General features: G+C 70.7%; 11 protein-coding genes. 2 read left to right on the forward strand and 9 right to left on the reverse strand.

The genetic code is table 11. The features are described from left to right. Nucleotides 1-38: 38 nt before the first annotated feature. The 6 genes from ACY0PA_RS35950 to ACY0PA_RS35975 form a co-directional block, all read right to left on the reverse strand. Nucleotides 39-1,301: an SWIM zinc finger family protein gene (locus ACY0PA_RS35950; protein ID WP_473081576.1), complete on the reverse strand. Its 1,263-nt coding sequence runs from the start codon at nt 1,299-1,301 to the stop codon at nt 39-41. Further along, complete coding sequence (locus tag ACY0PA_RS35955) at nt 1,298-4,234, reverse strand: DEAD/DEAH box helicase (protein ID WP_473081577.1); 2,937 nt, start codon at nt 4,232-4,234, stop codon at nt 1,298-1,300. Before ACY0PA_RS35955 ends, ACY0PA_RS35950 begins: the two co-directional genes overlap by 4 nt. Further along, nucleotides 4,231-6,501: an IS1096 element passenger TnpR family protein gene (locus tag ACY0PA_RS35960; RefSeq protein WP_473081578.1), complete on the reverse strand. Its 2,271-nt coding sequence runs from the start codon at nt 6,499-6,501 to the stop codon at nt 4,231-4,233. The genes ACY0PA_RS35955 and ACY0PA_RS35960 overlap by 4 nt, the downstream gene beginning before the upstream one ends. A gap of 502 nt (nt 6,502-7,003) precedes the next feature. Further along, nucleotides 7,004-8,422: a tyrosine-type recombinase/integrase gene (locus tag ACY0PA_RS35965; RefSeq protein WP_473081579.1), complete on the reverse strand. Its 1,419-nt coding sequence runs from the start codon at nt 8,420-8,422 to the stop codon at nt 7,004-7,006. Nucleotides 8,423-8,870: 448 nt separating this feature from the next. Beyond that, nucleotides 8,871-10,051, reverse strand: a protein-coding gene (locus ACY0PA_RS35970; RefSeq protein ID WP_473081580.1) for an IS3 family transposase whose coding sequence is annotated in 2 segments (ribosomal slippage) — nt 8,871-9,787 and nt 9,787-10,051 — 1,182 coding nt in all. Because the reading frame shifts where the segments join, the coding sequence is not laid out codon by codon here. Between the two features lie 29 nt (nt 10,052-10,080). Further along, entirely contained in the window at nt 10,081-10,671 is a 591-nt protein-coding gene (locus ACY0PA_RS35975) for a hypothetical protein (protein ID WP_473081581.1), read from the reverse strand. Nucleotides 10,672-10,731: 60 nt separating this feature from the next. Between ACY0PA_RS35975 and ACY0PA_RS35980 the strand changes: the two genes are divergently transcribed. Further along, entirely contained in the window at nt 10,732-11,157 is a 426-nt protein-coding gene (locus ACY0PA_RS35980; protein ID WP_473086539.1) for a 3-keto-5-aminohexanoate cleavage protein, read from the forward strand. 131 nt (nt 11,158-11,288) lie between these two features. Here the strand turns inward: ACY0PA_RS35980 and madM are convergent, their stop codons facing one another. The 3 genes from madM to ACY0PA_RS35995 form a co-directional block, all read right to left on the reverse strand. Further along, nucleotides 11,289-12,059: a malonate transporter subunit MadM gene (madM, locus tag ACY0PA_RS35985; RefSeq protein ID WP_473081582.1), complete on the reverse strand. Its 771-nt coding sequence runs from the start codon at nt 12,057-12,059 to the stop codon at nt 11,289-11,291. A 1-nt stretch (nt 12,060) separates the two neighbouring features. Beyond that, nucleotides 12,061-12,498 carry a malonate transporter subunit MadL gene (gene madL, locus ACY0PA_RS35990; RefSeq protein WP_473081583.1) on the reverse strand — a complete coding sequence of 146 codons (438 nt, stop codon included), beginning with the start codon at nt 12,496-12,498 and terminating at the stop codon, nt 12,061-12,063. 98 nt (nt 12,499-12,596) lie between these two features. Continuing rightward, nucleotides 12,597-15,539 (reverse strand): AMP-binding protein, encoded by a 2,943-nt coding sequence (locus ACY0PA_RS35995; RefSeq protein ID WP_473081584.1) that lies wholly within the window; start codon nt 15,537-15,539, stop codon nt 12,597-12,599. A 141-nt stretch (nt 15,540-15,680) separates the two neighbouring features. On the opposite strand from ACY0PA_RS35995, the gene ACY0PA_RS36000 reads away from it, so the two are divergent. Beyond that, complete coding sequence (locus ACY0PA_RS36000) at nt 15,681-16,361, forward strand: GntR family transcriptional regulator (protein WP_473081585.1); 681 nt, start codon at nt 15,681-15,683, stop codon at nt 16,359-16,361. The last annotated feature ends 299 nt before the right edge of the window (nt 16,362-16,660 follow it).

Here is a 16,660-nt window from a genome sequence, read left to right on the forward strand (position 1 = left end):
TGTCCGGATGATTTATCGGCACCCGCACGGTGGCCGCGTCAGCGCGGTGCGGCGGCGGTGCGGGCTGCGACCAGAGCGGCGACGGGGTCGGCTGTGGCGGGGGCACAGGGCCACCATGCGGCATTGCGGCCTTCGCGGGTGTAGGGATGCCATCGGTTGTCGGGGCCGAAGCGGATCTGGACGCCCTCGTCGTCGGCGGTGAGGCGGTTGCGCCAGGCACGCAGCCGTGCGGTGCGGGCGGTGTCGTCCGCGGTGTCGGGGTCGGTGAGGGCGGTGCGGGCGGCGGCCATGGCTGCGGGGTCGGGGACGAGGGGTGCGCGGGCGACGGCGATGCCCGCGGGGCCGCCGTGGCGAAGGGCGCGGACCAGGAGGGCGAAGTCGAGCGCGGGCACGCCGGCGGCGCGTACGAGCTGGTGGAACCAGTCCTCGCCGATGCCGGTCGCGGCGAGGCGCACGGCGTCCTCCAGCGGGGCGCTGGTGAGGGATGCGGTGTGCCCGGCGGCGAGGTGGCGGGCGCGCTGAGCGGTGTCGCGGGTGAGCGCTTCGAGGTCGTCAAGGGTGAAGGGGGCGCCGGGCGGGGGCGCGGTGGTGACGGGAGAGGGGGCTGTGTCGGCTTCGCCGTGCGTACTCCCGGCCGGCTCGCGGGCCGGCGGGGTGAAGCTGCCGTTCCAGGAGGCGAACGCCTCGCGGGCGGGCACGCCCCGGCCGCGGGCCGTCTCGCCGGTCTCGGGCGCGGTGTCGGTGAGGGCCTGGCGGCGGGTGCGCAGCGCGGCGAGGACGGCGTCCTTGGTACGGCCGCGGAGGGTGAAGAGCCAGAAGGGATCGTCGTCGAGATGGGCGGCGGTGGCATAGCACAGGGCGGCGGCGTGCTTGCAGGGATAGCCCCAGTCGGGGCAGGAGCACTCCGGGTCGAGTTCGCTCGCCTCGGGCAGCAGGGGGACACCGGCGGCGCGCGCGTCGTCGACGAGGTCGGCGGGCATCTCCCCGTCGAGGAGGGCAGCGGTGCGGCCGGCTTGCGCGGCGATGGCGCCGAGGAGGGTCTCCCACTGGGCGCCGGTGAGGACGCGCAGGTGCAGCGCTGCGTCGTACGGCCAGGGGGCGCTGCCCTCGACCTCGGCGCGCAGCAGGCCGGGGGTGGTGGTAACCGGGCCGACCATGCCCTTGCGGGCGTAGGTGCGGCCGCGGGAGAGGCGGCCGGCGTCGAGGGTAGAGGCTTCCAGGGCGTCCACCCAGGCCTGGCCCCACCAGGTGGCGGCGAAGGCGCGGCTGCCGGTGCGCGGCGCTTTGCGGGAGGGGGTCATGCCTCGAACTCCTTGGACAGTGCGACGAGTTCGGCGAGGTCGGCGTCGGTCAGTTCGGTCAGGGCGGCCTCGCCGGAGGCGATGATCTGGTCCGCGAGGGCGCGCTTGGCCCCGAGCAGGCGGGCGACCTTGTCCTCGACGGTGCCCTGCGTGGTGAGCCGGTGGACCTGGACGGGGCGGTCCTGGCCGATGCGGTAGGCGCGGTCGGTGGCCTGGTCCTCGACGGCGGGGTTCCACCACCGGTCGTAGTGGATGACATGGGTGGCGCGGGTGAGGTTGAGGCCGGTGCCGGCGGCCTTAAGGGAGAGCAGGAAGATGGGGAACTCGCCCTGCTGGAAGGCGGCGACCATCTCCTCGCGCCGGGGGACGGGGGTGGCGCCATGCAGGTAGCGGGCGCGGATGCCGCGGTCGGCGAAGTGCCGCTCCAGGAGTCGGCCCATCTGCGTGTACTGGGTGAAGACCAGGGCGCCCTCGTCCTCGGCGACCAGGGTGTCGAGGAGTTCGTCGAGGAGGTCCAGCTTGCCCGAGCGGCTGGGCAGCGGGCCGGTCTCGCGCAGGTAGTGGGCGGGGTGGTTGCAGATCTGCTTGAGTGCGGTGAGGAGTTTGAGCACCAGGCCGCGGCGGGCGATGCCGTCCGCCTTCTCGATGAGGATCATGGTCTCGCGCACCTGCGCCTCGTACAGGGCGGCCTGCTCACGGGTGAGGGTGACGGGGTGGTCGGTCTCCGTCTTGGCCGGGAGCTCAGGGGCGATGCCCGGATCGGACTTGCGGCGGCGCAGCAGGAACGGGCGGGTGAGCCGGGTGAGTTGCTCGGCGGCCCGCCGGGCCTGCTCGGCGGTCTCCTCGTCGCCGTCCGCGCCCAGCGCGCCGCGCTCGATGGCCTTCGCGAAGCGGTCGCGGAAGGCGGACAGCGGGCCGAGCAGACCGGGGGTGGTCCAGTCAAGCAGCGCCCACAGCTCGGAGAGGTTGTTCTCCACCGGGGTGCCGGTGAGCGCGACGCGGGCGCGGGCGGGCAGCGCGCGCAGCTCGCGGGCGGTCGTGGCGTACGGGTTCTTGACGTGCTGGGCCTCGTCGGCGGCCACCAGCGACCACTTGACGGCGGCCAGCCGCTCACGGTCCCGGCGCAGCACCCCGTAGGTGACCAGGACGAGTTCGTCACCGGCGAGGTGATCGAGGGTGCGTTCGCCGCCGTGGTAGCGGCGCACCGGGACGGCGGGAGCGAAGCGGGCCGCCTCGCGCTGCCAGTTGCCGAGCAGCGAGGCCGGGCAGACCACGAGGGCGGGGCCTGCGGTGTCGGGCTGCTCCTGGCGGTGCAGGTGGAGGGCGAGCAGGGTGACGGTCTTGCCGAGGCCCATGTCGTCGGCGAGGATCCCGCCGAGCGTCAGGCGGGTCATGTCCGACAGCCAGGCCAGTCCGCGCTTCTGGTAGTCGCGCAGGGTGGCCGTCAGGCCCCGAGGCACGCGGACGGCGGCGCGGCCCTCGCCGGCGCGCAGCCGGTCGACCAGTTCGCCGAAGGCGCCGGCCGTCTCCACCGCGACGCGTTCGCCGTCCCATTCCACCTCACCGGTCAGCGCCGCCTGGAGTGCCTCCAGCGGGGCGAGTTCGCGGCTGCGCTGCCGCTTGAGGCGGGCCACCAGCTTCGGGTCGGCGACCACCCACTGGTCGCGCAGCTTGACCAGCGGGCGGCGGGCCTCGGCGAGCAGGTCGAGTTCGGCCTCGGTGAGCTGCTCGCCGCCGAGCGCGACCTGCCAGGAGAAGTCGAGCAGGGCGTCCCTGCCCAGCAGGGTGTCCACGGTCGCGCCGGGCGCGGTGGCCGCCCCGATCTCCGCCCGCATGTCGAGGGCCTTGACCAGCTCGCGCGGCCAGTGCACGCGCACGCCCGCCGAGCGCAGCGCGTCGGTGGCGTCCCCCAGCAGCTGCATGGCCTCCTCGTCGTCGAGCCGCAGCGCGCTCGGTGTGGCTTCGGCGAGCAGGCGGGTCAGGGGCTGCCAGGCCCGTGCGCCGCGGCGCAGCGCCAGCAGCGTCTCGGCCTCGGCGTGCGGGCCGAGCAGACGCTGCGCGAGGTGCGGGTCGGCCCACAGCTCGGCAGCGTCCAGGACCAAGGACGGGTCGGCCGCGGTCCGTAGCTGCAGCACCGCGTGGAAGACGCGGCGCCGTCCGGCCGGGGGCTCGACCCGCAGCTCCACACCGACCTGCGCGGCCCGCTCGGCTGCGGCTTCGGCCGCCCACTGGGCCAGGCGCGGGTGCAGGGCGGTCGCGCGGTCGGCGTACGGGTTGCCGGGCGCGGCCCAGCCGGCGGCCGGGGTGCGCGGCAGGGTGTCCGCGATCGCGTCACAGAACTCCCGTACCAGGGCTGCCGGTTCGGCGATCCGTACGGCCTTGTCGTCTGCCGGGGGCGCGGGCAGATTGTGGGCGTACGGGGGCAGAGCGGCGGCCAGCGCGTCCAGGTCCCGCTTGCCCCGCTGGCCGGGCGGCCCGAAGCGCCAGGTGGTGTACGTGTCGGAGGTCAGCGCCGGATACAGACGCCCCTCGCCGAGCAGCTGCAGGGCGTGGCGGGCGACGGACGCCCAGGCGGCGAGCGACCGATGGATGCCCGTCTCGGGCAGGTCGAGCAGGAGGGCGAGCGCGTCGCCGGTGCCGAGCGCCCAACCGTCGACGCCGCGGGTGCGCACCCCGGCGCCGTGCGGCAGGACCAGCTCCAGCCGGACCCGCTCCACCGTCTGACGTGCGGCGGCCGCGGCGGGTACGCGGCGGGCACCGGCGGTGGGCCGGTAGAACACCAGGCGGCCGAGCCGGGCCGGCTGCCCCGGCTCGGCCGGCGCGAACACGGCGGCCCAGCCGTCCGCGGCCAGGTGCTCGCGCGCCCAGGCGATGGCAGCAGGGTCGGCGAGCGGCGCGGCCTCGGCAGTGAGCTCCCTGAAAACTCGGCTCATTTGGCGTTTCCCGCCTTGAACGCGGCCTTCCGCAGCCGTTTGGCCAGGGCCTTGTCGAGGGGCCTGACGGCGTCGGCCAGCGCGCCGAGCACCTCGCCGGTGTGCGGGTGGCCGGCGCGCCACAGTTCGTCGGCGCCCTCGGCGAGCTGATCGAGCGGACGCCTCCCGTCCCCGGGACCCGCCAGCAGCCTGTCGCGCAGTGCCTGTTCGCCTGCCGCGGCGAACGGCAGCGCACCGTCCACCAGCATCCACTCCAGGCCCCAGGCTGCCTCCCCCTCGGCGGGCTCGTCGATCCGGCGCAGCATGGAAGCCGCCGCGTGCGCGCAGCCGGTGATCTGGGAGACGGCGGCCTTGCGCAGCACCGTCTTCGCCCTCCCGGTGAGGTCCGCATCCAGTACGGCGGCCAGTACGCGCGGGGCCTCAAGGCGGCGCAGCGCGTCGGCCGGCTCCGTACCGTCGCAGGCGTCCACCACCTGCACCGCCGCGTCCGCCGCGGAGCGCGCCGCGAGCCAGGCCGCCACCTCCGCCGCCGCATCCGCCTCGGCGGGGTACGAGGGGAGTGCGGCCAGCAGTTCGCGGGCGTCCGCCCTGGCGAGCGAGCCGATCACCGGCGCCGGGATACCTGCCGTCACCAGCAGCGCGCGCAGGCCGGAGCGGCCCAGCGCCGTGAGCCGGAAGCGGTCGGCGGGCAGCATGCCCTGCCCGCCGCCGTCGAACAGCAGGGTGAGGACGGCGGCGTCCGCCCGCGGGTCCTGGCCGTCGCGCTCGGCGGCGCCGAACAGCTCCAGCGTCCCGGCGATGTCGTGGTACTGGTCGGCGAGGAGCGCCGACACCAACTGTCGGGCCGGGCCCTCGGCCAGTCCTGACAGGCCGTCGGTGAGGAAGTCGGCGACATCCACCCACTCCCCGTCGGGCAGCCCGTACGCCGCGAGCAGCATCAGGAACACCAGCGGCGGGGCCGCGTCGGTCAGCTCCTGCAGCGGTGCCAGCTCGCCCAGCGGCCCGTCCAACGCGGGGAAGATGAGCGCGAGTTCGGTCACCGCGCCCGCCACCGCCTCCTGCCAGGCGGCCAGCAGCGCTGCGTCGTCGTCCTCGTTCGGCAGCTCGGCGCCGGCGTGCGCGCGGTTGCCGTCCACGTCAATGAAGCCGCAGTTCAGCGCCCATTCCCAGGGCAGGTCCACCGGCTCCATATCGGCCGCGCTGCGGATCTTCGCCAGCTGCGCGGCCCGCTGCTCGGGATCACCCCATTCCTCGGAGTCGAGGCGCCACAGCTCGGCCTCCTCCACTGCCTGCCGGGCGAGCTTCGGCCGCAGCAGCCCCTTCGGAGTCAGCTCCCGCCCGCCGCCGCACCAGTGCCCGAGCCGCACCGCCGCCATGAAGGCGGGCACCTCGCGCACGGTGTGGGCCAACTCCGCCGCGCCGGGCAGCCGTACGGCCGGGAGCCGGACGTCCGCGGCGTCGAAGAGACCGGCTGGCGACGCCTCTTCGCCCATACCGTCGTCGTCGGCGAGCGGGACCGCGCCGCCGGGCAGCGAGTGGAACTCGCCGCACTCGCAGCGGTACGTCCCCTGCGGGGCCTTGCGTTCGGCTCGCTTGCCACGCCGCCCGGCTCGTGTGACCGCCGCCCGCCGCATCGGCACCTGTGCGAGGGATCGGGTGAGCTCGGCAGGGTCGAAGGCAGCCGGGTCGAAGCCCTCCTCGTACAGGCCCGCCAGCACCTCGTCGTGCAGGCCCTCGTGCCCCACCCACTTCTCACCACCGCGCCGGACGGGAGTGGGGCTCGGGTGCTCCCCGTCCGCGTACCGCTCCAGCAGCTCGGCCAGCCCCCATCCGCCGCCGAGGTCCTCGGCGGGCGGCATGGCCCGCCGCCCGCCCGTGCACACCGCACGCTCCCCTTCGCCTCCTTCGGCGGGGCGCACCCCCTCCACCGTGATCCGGTGCAGCCAGTCGTCGCCGAAGTCGTAGGTGTAGTCCATACGGTCGCCGGTGCGCGGCAGGACGTCCGCGAGGACGGCCTCCTCCTCGTCGAAGACCGGGATGTCGAGGTCCTCCGGCGGGGCGTACCGCCCGCCCATGCGGTCCTCGAAAGCGTGCAGGTGTATGTCCTGCCATCCGAACGCCATCTGGATCACGTCGTGTAGCGAGCCCAGCGTGACGTCCGAGGGAACCACCAGACGTCGCCACACCGGCGGTTTCATCCCCTCCAGACCGACCTTGAGCTGGTGGACGGAAGGGAGGTGCACGGCGGAGCTGCGCTGGGCGGTCATGGTTGAGGGCTTCCCACTGGTCGGAGGCATACGCGTCGGGCACGCCGCGAGCCCGTCGCCGTACGCCGAACGGCTGACCCGGCCATTCTCGCAGCCCGAAGCAGTCGGCCAGGTCGTTCGGCTCAATCCCCCTGATCCTCGCGGTTCATCGAGCACCGGCAGGCCGGCAACCAATCCGTGCCGGCCGGCCACTGCACGGTATGGAGGCGGTGGCGGGTTCTCCCGGCGCCGTGACGATCTGGAGGTAGAGATGTCGGTAGGCAGGTGTCGCAGCGCAGCCGCAGCAGCCGCCCTGAGGGCGGCTGTTGTCGCGTTGGTCTCCCCGGGTTCAGGGGCCACCCCTGCCCCGGCTGTCGATGCTGCGGTGGCGTTCGACGGACAGTCAAAGGCGGCGGAGGGCCGTCACGTGTCTGGAGTGGTCCTGAACCGCCGCGCGGAGCGTAGCGCCGCCGTCAGTGCCCTGCCACATCGCAGAACGGCTGGGGGTCAAGGGGTCGCAGGTTCAAATCCTGTCGTCCCGACTTGTGTTGGCGCAGGTCGGAGGCCGTTCTCTCGTGATGGAGAGGGCGGCCTTTCGTGTGTTCCGGGGCGTGGTGGTCGCAGTGTGGTCGCACGCCTTGGGTGCGGCTGGTTCACGGCGGTGCTGAAGGCGGGCGGGGCAGGCTTGCGCAGCCGGCGGAAGGCTTCGCGGAGGCTGCGGATGTGGTCGCGTGGTGGTCTCGGCCTGGGTGAGGGTGCGGTCGATGGTGTCGACGGCTTCGCGTGCGGCCTGTTGGGTGAGGTGGCTGTAGAGGTTCGCGGTGGTGGACAGGGTGGAGTGTCGCAGGGTCTTGGAGACCACCGTGAGGGGGACTCCGGCGGTGATGGTGATGGTGGCGGCCAGGTGTCGCAGGTCGTGAACCGTGACTCTGGGGACGCCGGCTTCGTCGGAGAGACGGTGGAACCGGTCGAGCACGAGTTGTGGTCCGAGGGGGCGGCCGTCGGGCCGACAGAAGACCAGTCCGGCGAACGGATCGGCAGCATCGCTGTGGGTGCGAGGAACCGTACGTGCCCGATGCTGCAGCGCTGCGGCGACGCGGGGCGAGATGGCGACCCAGCTGCGGCTCGATCGGGTCTTCGGGCTGGTGAGGGCGAGGTGGTTGTTGTCGATGGCGGAGAGTGTGGAGCGTACGTAGAGGACGCACTCGTCGAGGTGGACGTCGTCCCAGTGCAGGCCGAGGGCTTCGCCCTTGCGCATGCCGGTGCCGATGAGGAACTCGAACAGGTCGGCCATGTCGGGGTCGGCCTGGTGGCAGTAGGAGAGGAAGAGGGCGGCCTCCTCTGGGGTCCAGATCCGCCGCTCCGGTGAGGGCGGTCGGCGCACGATCGGGGGACTGGCGGGGTTGTGGGGGAGGCGGTGCTGGCGGACGGCGTCGCCCAGCGCGCTGGAGAGGGTGGCCAGACACCTGGAGAGGGTGACTTTGCCGCGGCCGGCGGCGAGTTGGCTGGTGGCGAAGGCGGCGATGTGCCGGTGCCCGAGCTGGTCGAGCTTGAGGGTGCCGAAGCCGGGGATGAGGTCGTTGCGGACGTAGTCCCGGTAGCGGGCCATGGTGGTCGGCTTCAGCACAAGTGCTTTCGCGGTGAGCCAGGCGTTGAGGTGGTCGGCGACTGGCTGGTTGGGATCGGCGTCGAACCCGCCCGCCTCGCCCTCGAGGAATCTGCGGAGCGCAGTCTCTGCGCTGTCCTGGCTTGGGAAGCCGCCGCGGCGGATGGTCGTACGGTGGTGATCCGGGGTGGGGGTGTCGACGGCGAAGGTGCACGTGCCGTGTTCGCTGTCCGTGACCAGATGTGGACAGTGTGCACCGAGCTGGTGGCGATGAAGGTCTCGGCAGCCGCAGCGGCGGTAGACACGACCGCGGCCGGCGGGGGCGGTTGTAGGCATGGGGATCGCCTCCAGCATGCGGCAGGGTACGCCGACACATCCAGCCTCCGTCCACTGCGACCGCCAGGCGACCACCACGGCCTCGGCATGGTCTCTGACCTGGTTATACCCCTTGAGAGGGCGTCGTCCGGCGGTGAGAATGACCCCGCCGCCGACTTTCCGGAAATATCCCAGTTGGGCAGCTAGCGGCGCAGAGCACTTGTCAACTTCTCCGACGGCCTGCAGGCGAGGGGCTGGATTCGGTCAATCCTCGTCAAGCGCAGGGATGCGCGCGCAATGTCGTGTTTGTGATCTAGTGGCCTGCGCCATTCACGATAAGGATGCCCCGACGTATCGGAAAACGGGGGCGGCGGTATGGGAATGGGATGGGGGCTGCGTGTCCGGGGGCGTGAGGGCACGGAGATGTGAGGGGCCTCGCATTTTCCGGACAGGCGTCTGACTGCCTATTTCACGCGGCGATTCGCAACTTCTCGTATTCGGCGTGAACTTCGCGCGGAGGGCGGTAACCCACTGCCGAGTGGAGGCGTTTGTGATTGTACCAGAATTCGATGTACCGAGTGATGTCCTGGCGGGCAGCCGCGCGCGTCAGGTAAGTCACCCTGGATACACGCTCGTTCTTCAGGGTACCGAAGAACGATTCGGCCATGGCGTTGTCGAAACAGATCCCGGTGCGGCCGGAAGATCTGCGGAGCCCGAACCGGTCGAGCGTCTTCCCGAACTCGGCTGACATGTAGTTACTTCCACGGTCGGAGTGAAATATCGCGCCAGCGGAGAGGTTCCTGTTCCGCGCTGCGTTGCGGATCGCTCTGGATATCAGTGGGGTTTGATAGTTATCGTCCATCGCGTAGCCGATGACTTCCTTCGTGCAGCAGTCGATGACCGTTGCGAGGTACAGCCAGCCTTCCCCTGTCGCGATGTAGGTAATGTCACCGACGAGTTTTTCGCCGGGTGCGTCAGCGGTGAAATTGCGGCCGACAAGGTCCGGCACCTGGCCGGCCGTGGCCTGGGTGAGGCTGAACCTCTTCGGCTGCGGCTGGCAGGGCTCAAGGCCCAGATCACGCATGAATTGGCGGACCAGTTCCAGTCCGGCGGTGACACCCCAGCGGTCCAGCTGGGCCTGGATGCGCCGGTGGCCGTAGGTGCCGTCGGACATGTCGAAGGCCTTCTCGATGAGCAGTTTCAGTTCTTCGCGCCGCCGGGCCGTCGCGGATTCCGGGCGGGATCGCCAGTCGTAGTAGCCGGATCTGGAGACGCCGAGCCGGCCACACATGAACTCGACGCTGTACGCGTACTTCTCGGTGTCGAGCCGCATCTCGTCGATGAACTCGTACTTGCTTGCTACCGGGGATCCTTCGCGAAGTACGCTGCGGCTTTTTTCAGGAAGGTAACTTCCATCTCCAGCTCACGGTTACGTCGTTCCAGTTCCTTCAGACGCGCCCGCTCGTTCACTGTCAGTTCCGCGTCGGGAGCCGGTTCCTGCTGCTTCTGGTGCTTTTTCACCCAACCCCGGAGCGTCTCTGGGTTCAGCTCAAGATCCCGGGCGACTTCAGAGATCGTCTTGCTTGATGTCAACGCGATCTGGACGGCTTCCTCGCGGAACTCCGGCGAGTACTTACTGGGTGGCGCCACTTCTTCCTCGTTTCCTGTTCAGGACAACCCTATTGGATCCCTGTCCGGAAACTTCGTGACCCCTCACATGTCGCGGCGTGACGATGTTTTAGGAAGTTGCGGTGCCAGCGCAGGATGGTGTCCGGGCGCACCAGCAGGTGGAGCCGTCGAAGCTTGTCCATCGGCAGGTGGTGGAGCGGCCCGGCGAGCAGGAACCGGTCGCCCGGCGTAAATGCTGGTTTCTCGACCTGGCGTTGCAGGACGGTGAGTTGGCGCCGCAGCACCAGGATCTCGATCTTCTTGTCGCGGTCGCTCATCGGCAGCAGGCGTATGAGCGAGAAGGTGTTCGTCATGGCGTGGTAGGCCAGGCGCAGCAGCACGGCAGACCATGGTGCCGCCGTCCACCATGTGCTGGAACAGCGCAGTCGTGGGCGGCGTGACCGCCCACGCCTGTGCTCGACGATCAGGGCCTTCACCTGCGCGGATGATTTATCGGCACCCGCGCTGTCCATCGACGGCTGCCTCGTCACCGCGCTCGACGGCGAGTCGGACGAGATGAAGCGCTGCCTCGACGACCACGTCCTGGACGCGGTCCCGGTGAACACCACGGTCGTGTACCCCGGCGACTCCCTCTTCGCCAAGCCCGTCCCGCTCCTCCTGGGGAAGACCCGCCTGATCCTGGAGTCCGGCTCGGCCCCATCATCGCGGTCTACGCCGACGTCTCCAACGCCGACCGCTACCTTTTCAAGAGCGGCCTGCTGAGCCCCGGCCAGCTGTGGTGCGTCCTTCCGGGCCTGCCCGGCTGCAACCCCATGGCGAACCCGCGCCAGATGGTCGACGGCCTCCTCCGCTTCGCGTCCCTCATCTACGACACCGACCCCGGAGCCACCATCCTCGTCTGCGCGGCCGGCTGCGCCTCCATCTACCTCGCCACGGTCGCGGCAGCGCTCGGGCTGCACATCCGGGTCGGCATGGAGGACACGGTCTGGAAGTACCCGCACAAGCAGGAGAAGCTGACATCGAACCTGGAGGCGTTCCGGGGGGCGAAGCAGCTGGCGGAGGTGCTGGGGCGGGAGGTGGCGACGCCGAGCGACCGTCGGCGGATCACGGGGCTCGGCGACGCCTGAACGCCAGTTACCGAGGCCGCGCTGGTGCTTCAGCAGGATCTCGCCCCACTCCCGGCCTTGGGCGAACACCCGGGTCGGACGGTGAGATCCTGCTGAAGCACTGAGGATGCCGGCAACGTCGGGCCGGCGCGTCACCCGCCGACGACGGCGCGCAGTGTCACGTACAGCAGGGACGGACCGAGCAGACAGCCGACGCCGGTGTAGAAGGTTGCTGTCATCGCGCCGTAGGGCACGAGTCGCTTGTCGGTCGCCGCGAGGCCGCCGGCCACGCCGGACGTCGTGCCGAGCAGCCCGCCGAACGCCATGGCGGACTTAGGGTTGTTGAGGCCGATCAGCGGGGCCACGAGCGGCGTGCCCACCATCACCACCACGGACTTGACCAGCCCGGCCGCCACCGACAGGGCGATCACGTCGGAGCTCGCGCCCACCGCGGTGCCGGTCACGGGTCCGACGATGTACGTGGCCGCGCCGGCACCGATCGTCGCCATCGACGCGGCGTCCGTGTAGCCGAACAGCGCGGCGACGACGGACCCGACGAAGAACGACACCAGCACGCCCAGCAGGATCGACAGCACGCCGGTGAGCCCGGCCTGCTTGATCTCGCGCAGGTCGACTCCGTACGCGGTGGAGACGATCGCGAAGTCCCGCAGCATGGCGCCGCCCATCAGGCTCAGGCCCGACAGCGCAGTGAAGTCGGCGAGGCCACCCTCGCCGCCCGTCGCCTGCCCGCCGACATAGGCCAGCACCAGGCCCAGCATGATGGCGATGGCGGAGCCCTGCAGACGGCCGCGGGTCAGGACCTTGGACAGCCACGCGGACAGCAGCATCAGCCCACCGATGAGGGCGAACGCCACGATCAGGCCGTTGTCCTTGCAGACGGAGATGAGTACGTCGACGTCCATGTCAGGCCCCCTGCTGCTGCGTGGCGGTGTCGGTCGCCGCGGCGATCTCCTCGCCGTCGGCGGTCAGCGGCGGGAGCGGCTGCGCCGGCTCTCCGATCCGTGTGAGGACGGGCACCAGGGCGCCCGTCGCGACGACCGCGCCGAGGCCGGCCAGGAGCGCCATCGGGCCCCCGGTGACGGCCTTGGCCACGTTCTGAGTGGAGGCCATGGCGATGACGATCGGTATGTACATCGCGCTCCAGAAGAGCACGCCCTGCTCGGAGGCCTTGGGGAACTTGTCTTTCCGGCGCAGCCAATGGGTGACGAGCACCAGCATGATCATGGCGAAGCCGACTCCGCCGATGTTCGCGTCGACGCCGAGGGCGTCGCCGAGCAGTTCACCGACGAGCGTGCCTGCGAGCATGCACGCAGCCAGTGCTGCCACTCCATAGAGGACCATCGTCTACTCCACACTGAGAGACTTGGGGACTTGGGGACTTGGGGACATGAGCAATGCGGGGGGTGGCGGGAGAGCCGGGGAGAGCCGGGCGAGGGAGGTTACGCGTCCACCGCGGTGAACAACTCGTTGTACTGCTTGCGCAGTTCGGCCTTCTGGACCTTGCCCATGACGTTGCGCGGCAGGGCCTCGACGATCCGTATGGCGCGCGGGTGCTTGAACCGGGCGAGGTCTCCGGCGATGGAGGCGAGAAGCTCGTCGGCCTCGGGCTCCTGGCCCGGCTGCCGGACGACGACGGCGACGACGGTCTCGCCGAAGTCCGGGTGGGGCACGCCGATGACGGCGGACTCCAGGACCTTCGGGTGGGCGTCGAGCAGTTCCTCGATCTCCTTCGGGTAGATGTTGAAGCCGCCGGAGATGATCAGGTCCTTGCCGCGGCCGGAGATACAGAGGTAGCCGTCCTCGTCGATCCGGCCGAGGTCACCGGTGATGAAGAACCCGTCCGCGCGGAACTCCGACGCGGTCTTCTCGGGCATCCGCCAGTAGCCGGTGAAGACGTTCGGGCCGCGGACCTCGATGCTGCCGACCTGGCCCTCGGGCATCACCTCGCCCGTCTCGGGGTCGACCACGCGGATCTCGGTGCCGGGCAGGGGCATGCCGACGGTGCCGGGCTTGCGGGGGCCGCCTTCGTAAGGGTTGGTGGTGTTCATGCCGGTCTCGGTCATCCCGTAGCGCTCCAGGATGGCGTGGCCGGTGCGTGCTTCGAACGCCTCGTGGTCGGCGGCGAGCAGTGGGGCCGAGCCGGAGACGAAGAGGCGCATCGAGGCGCAGGTCTCCGGGGTGAGGCGGTCGCTCTTGAGCAGGCGGGTGTAGAAGGTCGGCACGCCCATGAGCACGGTAGCCTCGGGCAGCAGGTCGGGGATCTTCTCCGCGTCGAACTTCGCCAGGTAGTACATGGAGGCGCCCGCCGTCAGCGTCATGTTGGCGGCGACGAACAGGCCGTGCACATGGAAGACCGGCAGGGCGTGGATGAGCCGGTCGTCCTCGGTGAAGCGCCAGGCCTCCAGCAGGGCACGGCAGTTGGAGGCGAGGTTGCCGTGGGTGAGCACGGCGCCCTTGGAACGGCCGGTGGTGCCGGAGGTGTAGAGGATGGCGGCCGGTTCGTCGGCCGTCGCCTCGTACAGGTCGTCGTGGTGGTCCTCGCCTTCCAGCAGGGTGCCGTCCCCGTCCGTGCCGAGGGTCTCGACGACGAGACCGGTGCCCTCGCGGTGGGCGTGCTCGGCATGGCGCTGCGGGGAGCAGACCAGGACGCGCGGTTCGGCGTCGCCGATGAAATACTCCATCTCGGCGCCGGTGTAGGCGGTGTTGAGCGGCAGGAACACCCCGCCGACGCGCAGCGTCGCCAGATACAGGGCGATCGCCTCGGGCGACTTGTCGACCTGCATGGCGACCCGGTCACCGGGGACCACCCCGTCGGCGACGAGCCGGGCGGCGATCCGTGCCACGACACGGTCGGTCTCCCGGTAGCTGATGGACCGCCCGTCGGGCAGCTCGAAGAGCGCCTTGTCCGGGTGCCGTGCCACCTGCTCGGCGAAGGCCCGGTGAATCGTCGGGAAGGGTGCCGTCGGGGTTCCCATCGGGGTCGTTCCTCTCTCGTTCTTTCCTGTTCGCAGCGCCTGCGTCGCGCGCATGGGGCCGTCCACGGCGACGGTGCGGTGCCGGACGAAGTCCTCGTGGCGGCGCTCCAGCAGCTCCGGCTCGTAGCGGTAGTTGATCATTGCGCCGTAGGACTGGCGCCAGGCCTCGGGCGTGTTGTTGGCAGGCCAGTTCAGGCGCCAGGCCGCGGCGCCGTTGCCCAGGTGGAAGCGGGCGACCGGGTCCAGGGGGCGGCCGTCGTCGCGGCGCTCGACCGTGATGTAGCGGGTCAGCGCGGCGAAGAGCCGGGGGCGGATACGGTCCGCCCGCGCGGCGCCGACGTCCGGCACAGCCGCGTCAAAGACTGCCAACTCCGTGGCCAGGGTCTGCAGTTCGGGATCGCGCCCGGCCTGATCCTCCAGCCAGCGTCGGAATCCGGGGATGGGCGAGAGTGTGGCGAACTGCGTCAGATGCGGAAGCTGCTCGCCGACTTGCTCGATGACTTGCTTGATGAGGAAGCTGCCGAAGGAGACCCCGGCGAGACCGTCCAGGGCATTGTTGATGGAGTAGAGCGCAGCCGTGTCGGCCAGGGCCGGATCGAGCGCCGGTCCTGGTTCGAGCAGCGGGGCCATGCTGTCCGGCAGTCCGCGGACCAGGGCGACCTCCACGAAGATCAGCGGGACGTCGCCGGTGGCCGGATGGAAGAAGGCGTAGACGCGGCGGTCCTCCGGCTCCAGGCGGCGGCGCAGTTCCCCGCGGTCGGCCATGGGGTGGACCTGTTCACCGCGCAGCACATGTGCGTGGAGTTCCTCGGGGGCGTCCCAGGTGACCTCGGCCATGCGCAGGAAGCCTCGGTTGAACCAGGATGTCAGCAGGTGCTGGAAGTCGTGGTCCAGGGGCCGCAGTTCGGGGGTGTGGCGCATCAGACGACGCAGGTCCGCGCGCATGCCGACGAGGGCGAGCGTGGCGTCCGGCGCGTGGTTCATCCGGCGCAGCAACTGCTGGCGTGCCGGTTCGACGGCGTCGAAGAGGCGGACCAGCTCCGATGCGCCCCGGGTGTTGGACTCGCGGGCCGCCTCCCAGCTGCGGTACGCGGTGCGGACCTGGTCGGCATCGGCGTCGTAGGTCCGGGTGATGTGCCTGAAGAAGGCGCCCTTGGCCTTGTCGTCGAGCGGGTCGTAGGCGGCGAGTGCCTGGGCGGCGACCGCGCGCATCGAGGCCTCGCCGACGTCGCTCATCAGGACTTCACACGCGGAGAGCAGTCGGCCCAGCGGGCTGTCGGGGCCGGCGCCGTCGGCCGTCGCGTCGTCGAGGGCTCGCTGCCCCAGCGCCTGTCGCAGATCGGACAGCAGCCAGCCGTCGCCGCGTTCCGGGGCGCACCCCGGACGCTGCCGCGGATGACGTTCCATCTCCGCTCCCTCCCGGCACCGGGATCACGAAACAAATATGCATCGTGGTCCGTGATGTATATAACAGTGCACCGTAGATCACAGACGTGCGGTGCACCACCCCTTGGAGGTGCCGGATAATCTGACCGTTCGGAGGTGCACATGGCTCGAGTCCCGGAAGCCCGGCGCGTGCGGGACGCGTTGGAGAACGCGGTGGTGGACGGTCGCTACCGCCCCGGCGAGCGCCTGGACCCGGCGCAGCTGGAGCGGGAGTTCGGCTGCTCGCGCACACCCGTCCGCGAGGCGCTGCAGGCCCTGGAGCGCTCGGGCCTCGTCCAGATCCGGCCCAAGCAGGGCACGTACGTGACCGAGCTGAGCGTCCATGAACTGGCCGAGCGGTTCGAGGTCATGGCGGAGCTGGAGGGGATGGCGGCACGCCTGTCCGCCCGCCGCATCGAGCGCTCGGCGCTCGACGAGTTGGAAGACGCCCTCAAGGAGTGCGCGCAGCACGCGCGCGCGGGCGACGCCGATCCCTACTACTACGCCAACGCGCGCTTCCACGGCATCGTCTACGACGCCTGCGGCAACGCCTACCTGTCCGACCAGGCACACGCCCTCAAACGGGCCCTCCAGCCGTACCGGCGACTGCAGTTGAGGGTGCCGGACCGGATGCGGCGCTCACTGGCCGAACACCGTGAGATCGCCGACGCCATCGCCACGGGTGATGCGGAGCGCGCCGAGAACGCGGCCCGCGACCATGTCCTCGTCCAGGTCAAGGAGTTCAGTCAACTCGTGCGCACGTGGCGGCACTTGACCGAGCAGCCTCCGGTCGGAACCGGCTGACCTCGTACCGCGGACAGCAGCGGGCACGATCGCGGGGATCGCTGATTAGAGCAGGAGCTCCCGCTTCAGCCGGCGAACCTCGGCTTTTCCGAGTCCGAACGCCCCCTTCTCGTACGCAGTGAAGGACCCGAACGTGTCCCGGACCTCGTCGAACCCGACGTTGAGGTATTCGACTCCGAGTCCTTCGTGACGTCACGCCGCAGCAGCAACGCGGGCAGCGACTGCAGGCGGCGCGTGACGGCGTACACCATGGACAGGATCACGAAACATGATCCCAGACTCGGCAGAGCCGCTGCTCA

It is taken from the genome of Streptomyces sp. DS1-CR2 (assembly GCF_055760475.1).

Excerpts from the sequence above, each read along its gene's own strand:
- ACY0PA_RS36000 (WP_473081585.1), top strand. The coding sequence starts at position 15,681 with ATGGCTCGAGTCCCGGAAGCCCGGCGCGTGCGGGACGCGTTGGAGAAC.
- ACY0PA_RS35965 (WP_473081579.1), bottom strand. The coding sequence starts at position 8,422 with ATGCCTACAACCGCCCCCGCCGGCCGCGGTCGTGTCTACCGCCGCTGC.
- ACY0PA_RS35960 (WP_473081578.1), bottom strand. The coding sequence starts at position 6,501 with ATGACCGCCCAGCGCAGCTCCGCCGTGCACCTCCCTTCCGTCCACCAG.
- madM (WP_473081582.1), bottom strand. The coding sequence starts at position 12,059 with ATGGACGTCGACGTACTCATCTCCGTCTGCAAGGACAACGGCCTGATC.
- ACY0PA_RS35950 (WP_473081576.1), bottom strand. The coding sequence starts at position 1,301 with ATGACCCCCTCCCGCAAAGCGCCGCGCACCGGCAGCCGCGCCTTCGCC.
- ACY0PA_RS35995 (WP_473081584.1), bottom strand. The coding sequence starts at position 15,539 with ATGGAACGTCATCCGCGGCAGCGTCCGGGGTGCGCCCCGGAACGCGGC.
- ACY0PA_RS35955 (WP_473081577.1), bottom strand. The coding sequence starts at position 4,234 with ATGAGCCGAGTTTTCAGGGAGCTCACTGCCGAGGCCGCGCCGCTCGCC.
- madL (WP_473081583.1), bottom strand. The coding sequence starts at position 12,498 with ATGGTCCTCTATGGAGTGGCAGCACTGGCTGCGTGCATGCTCGCAGGC.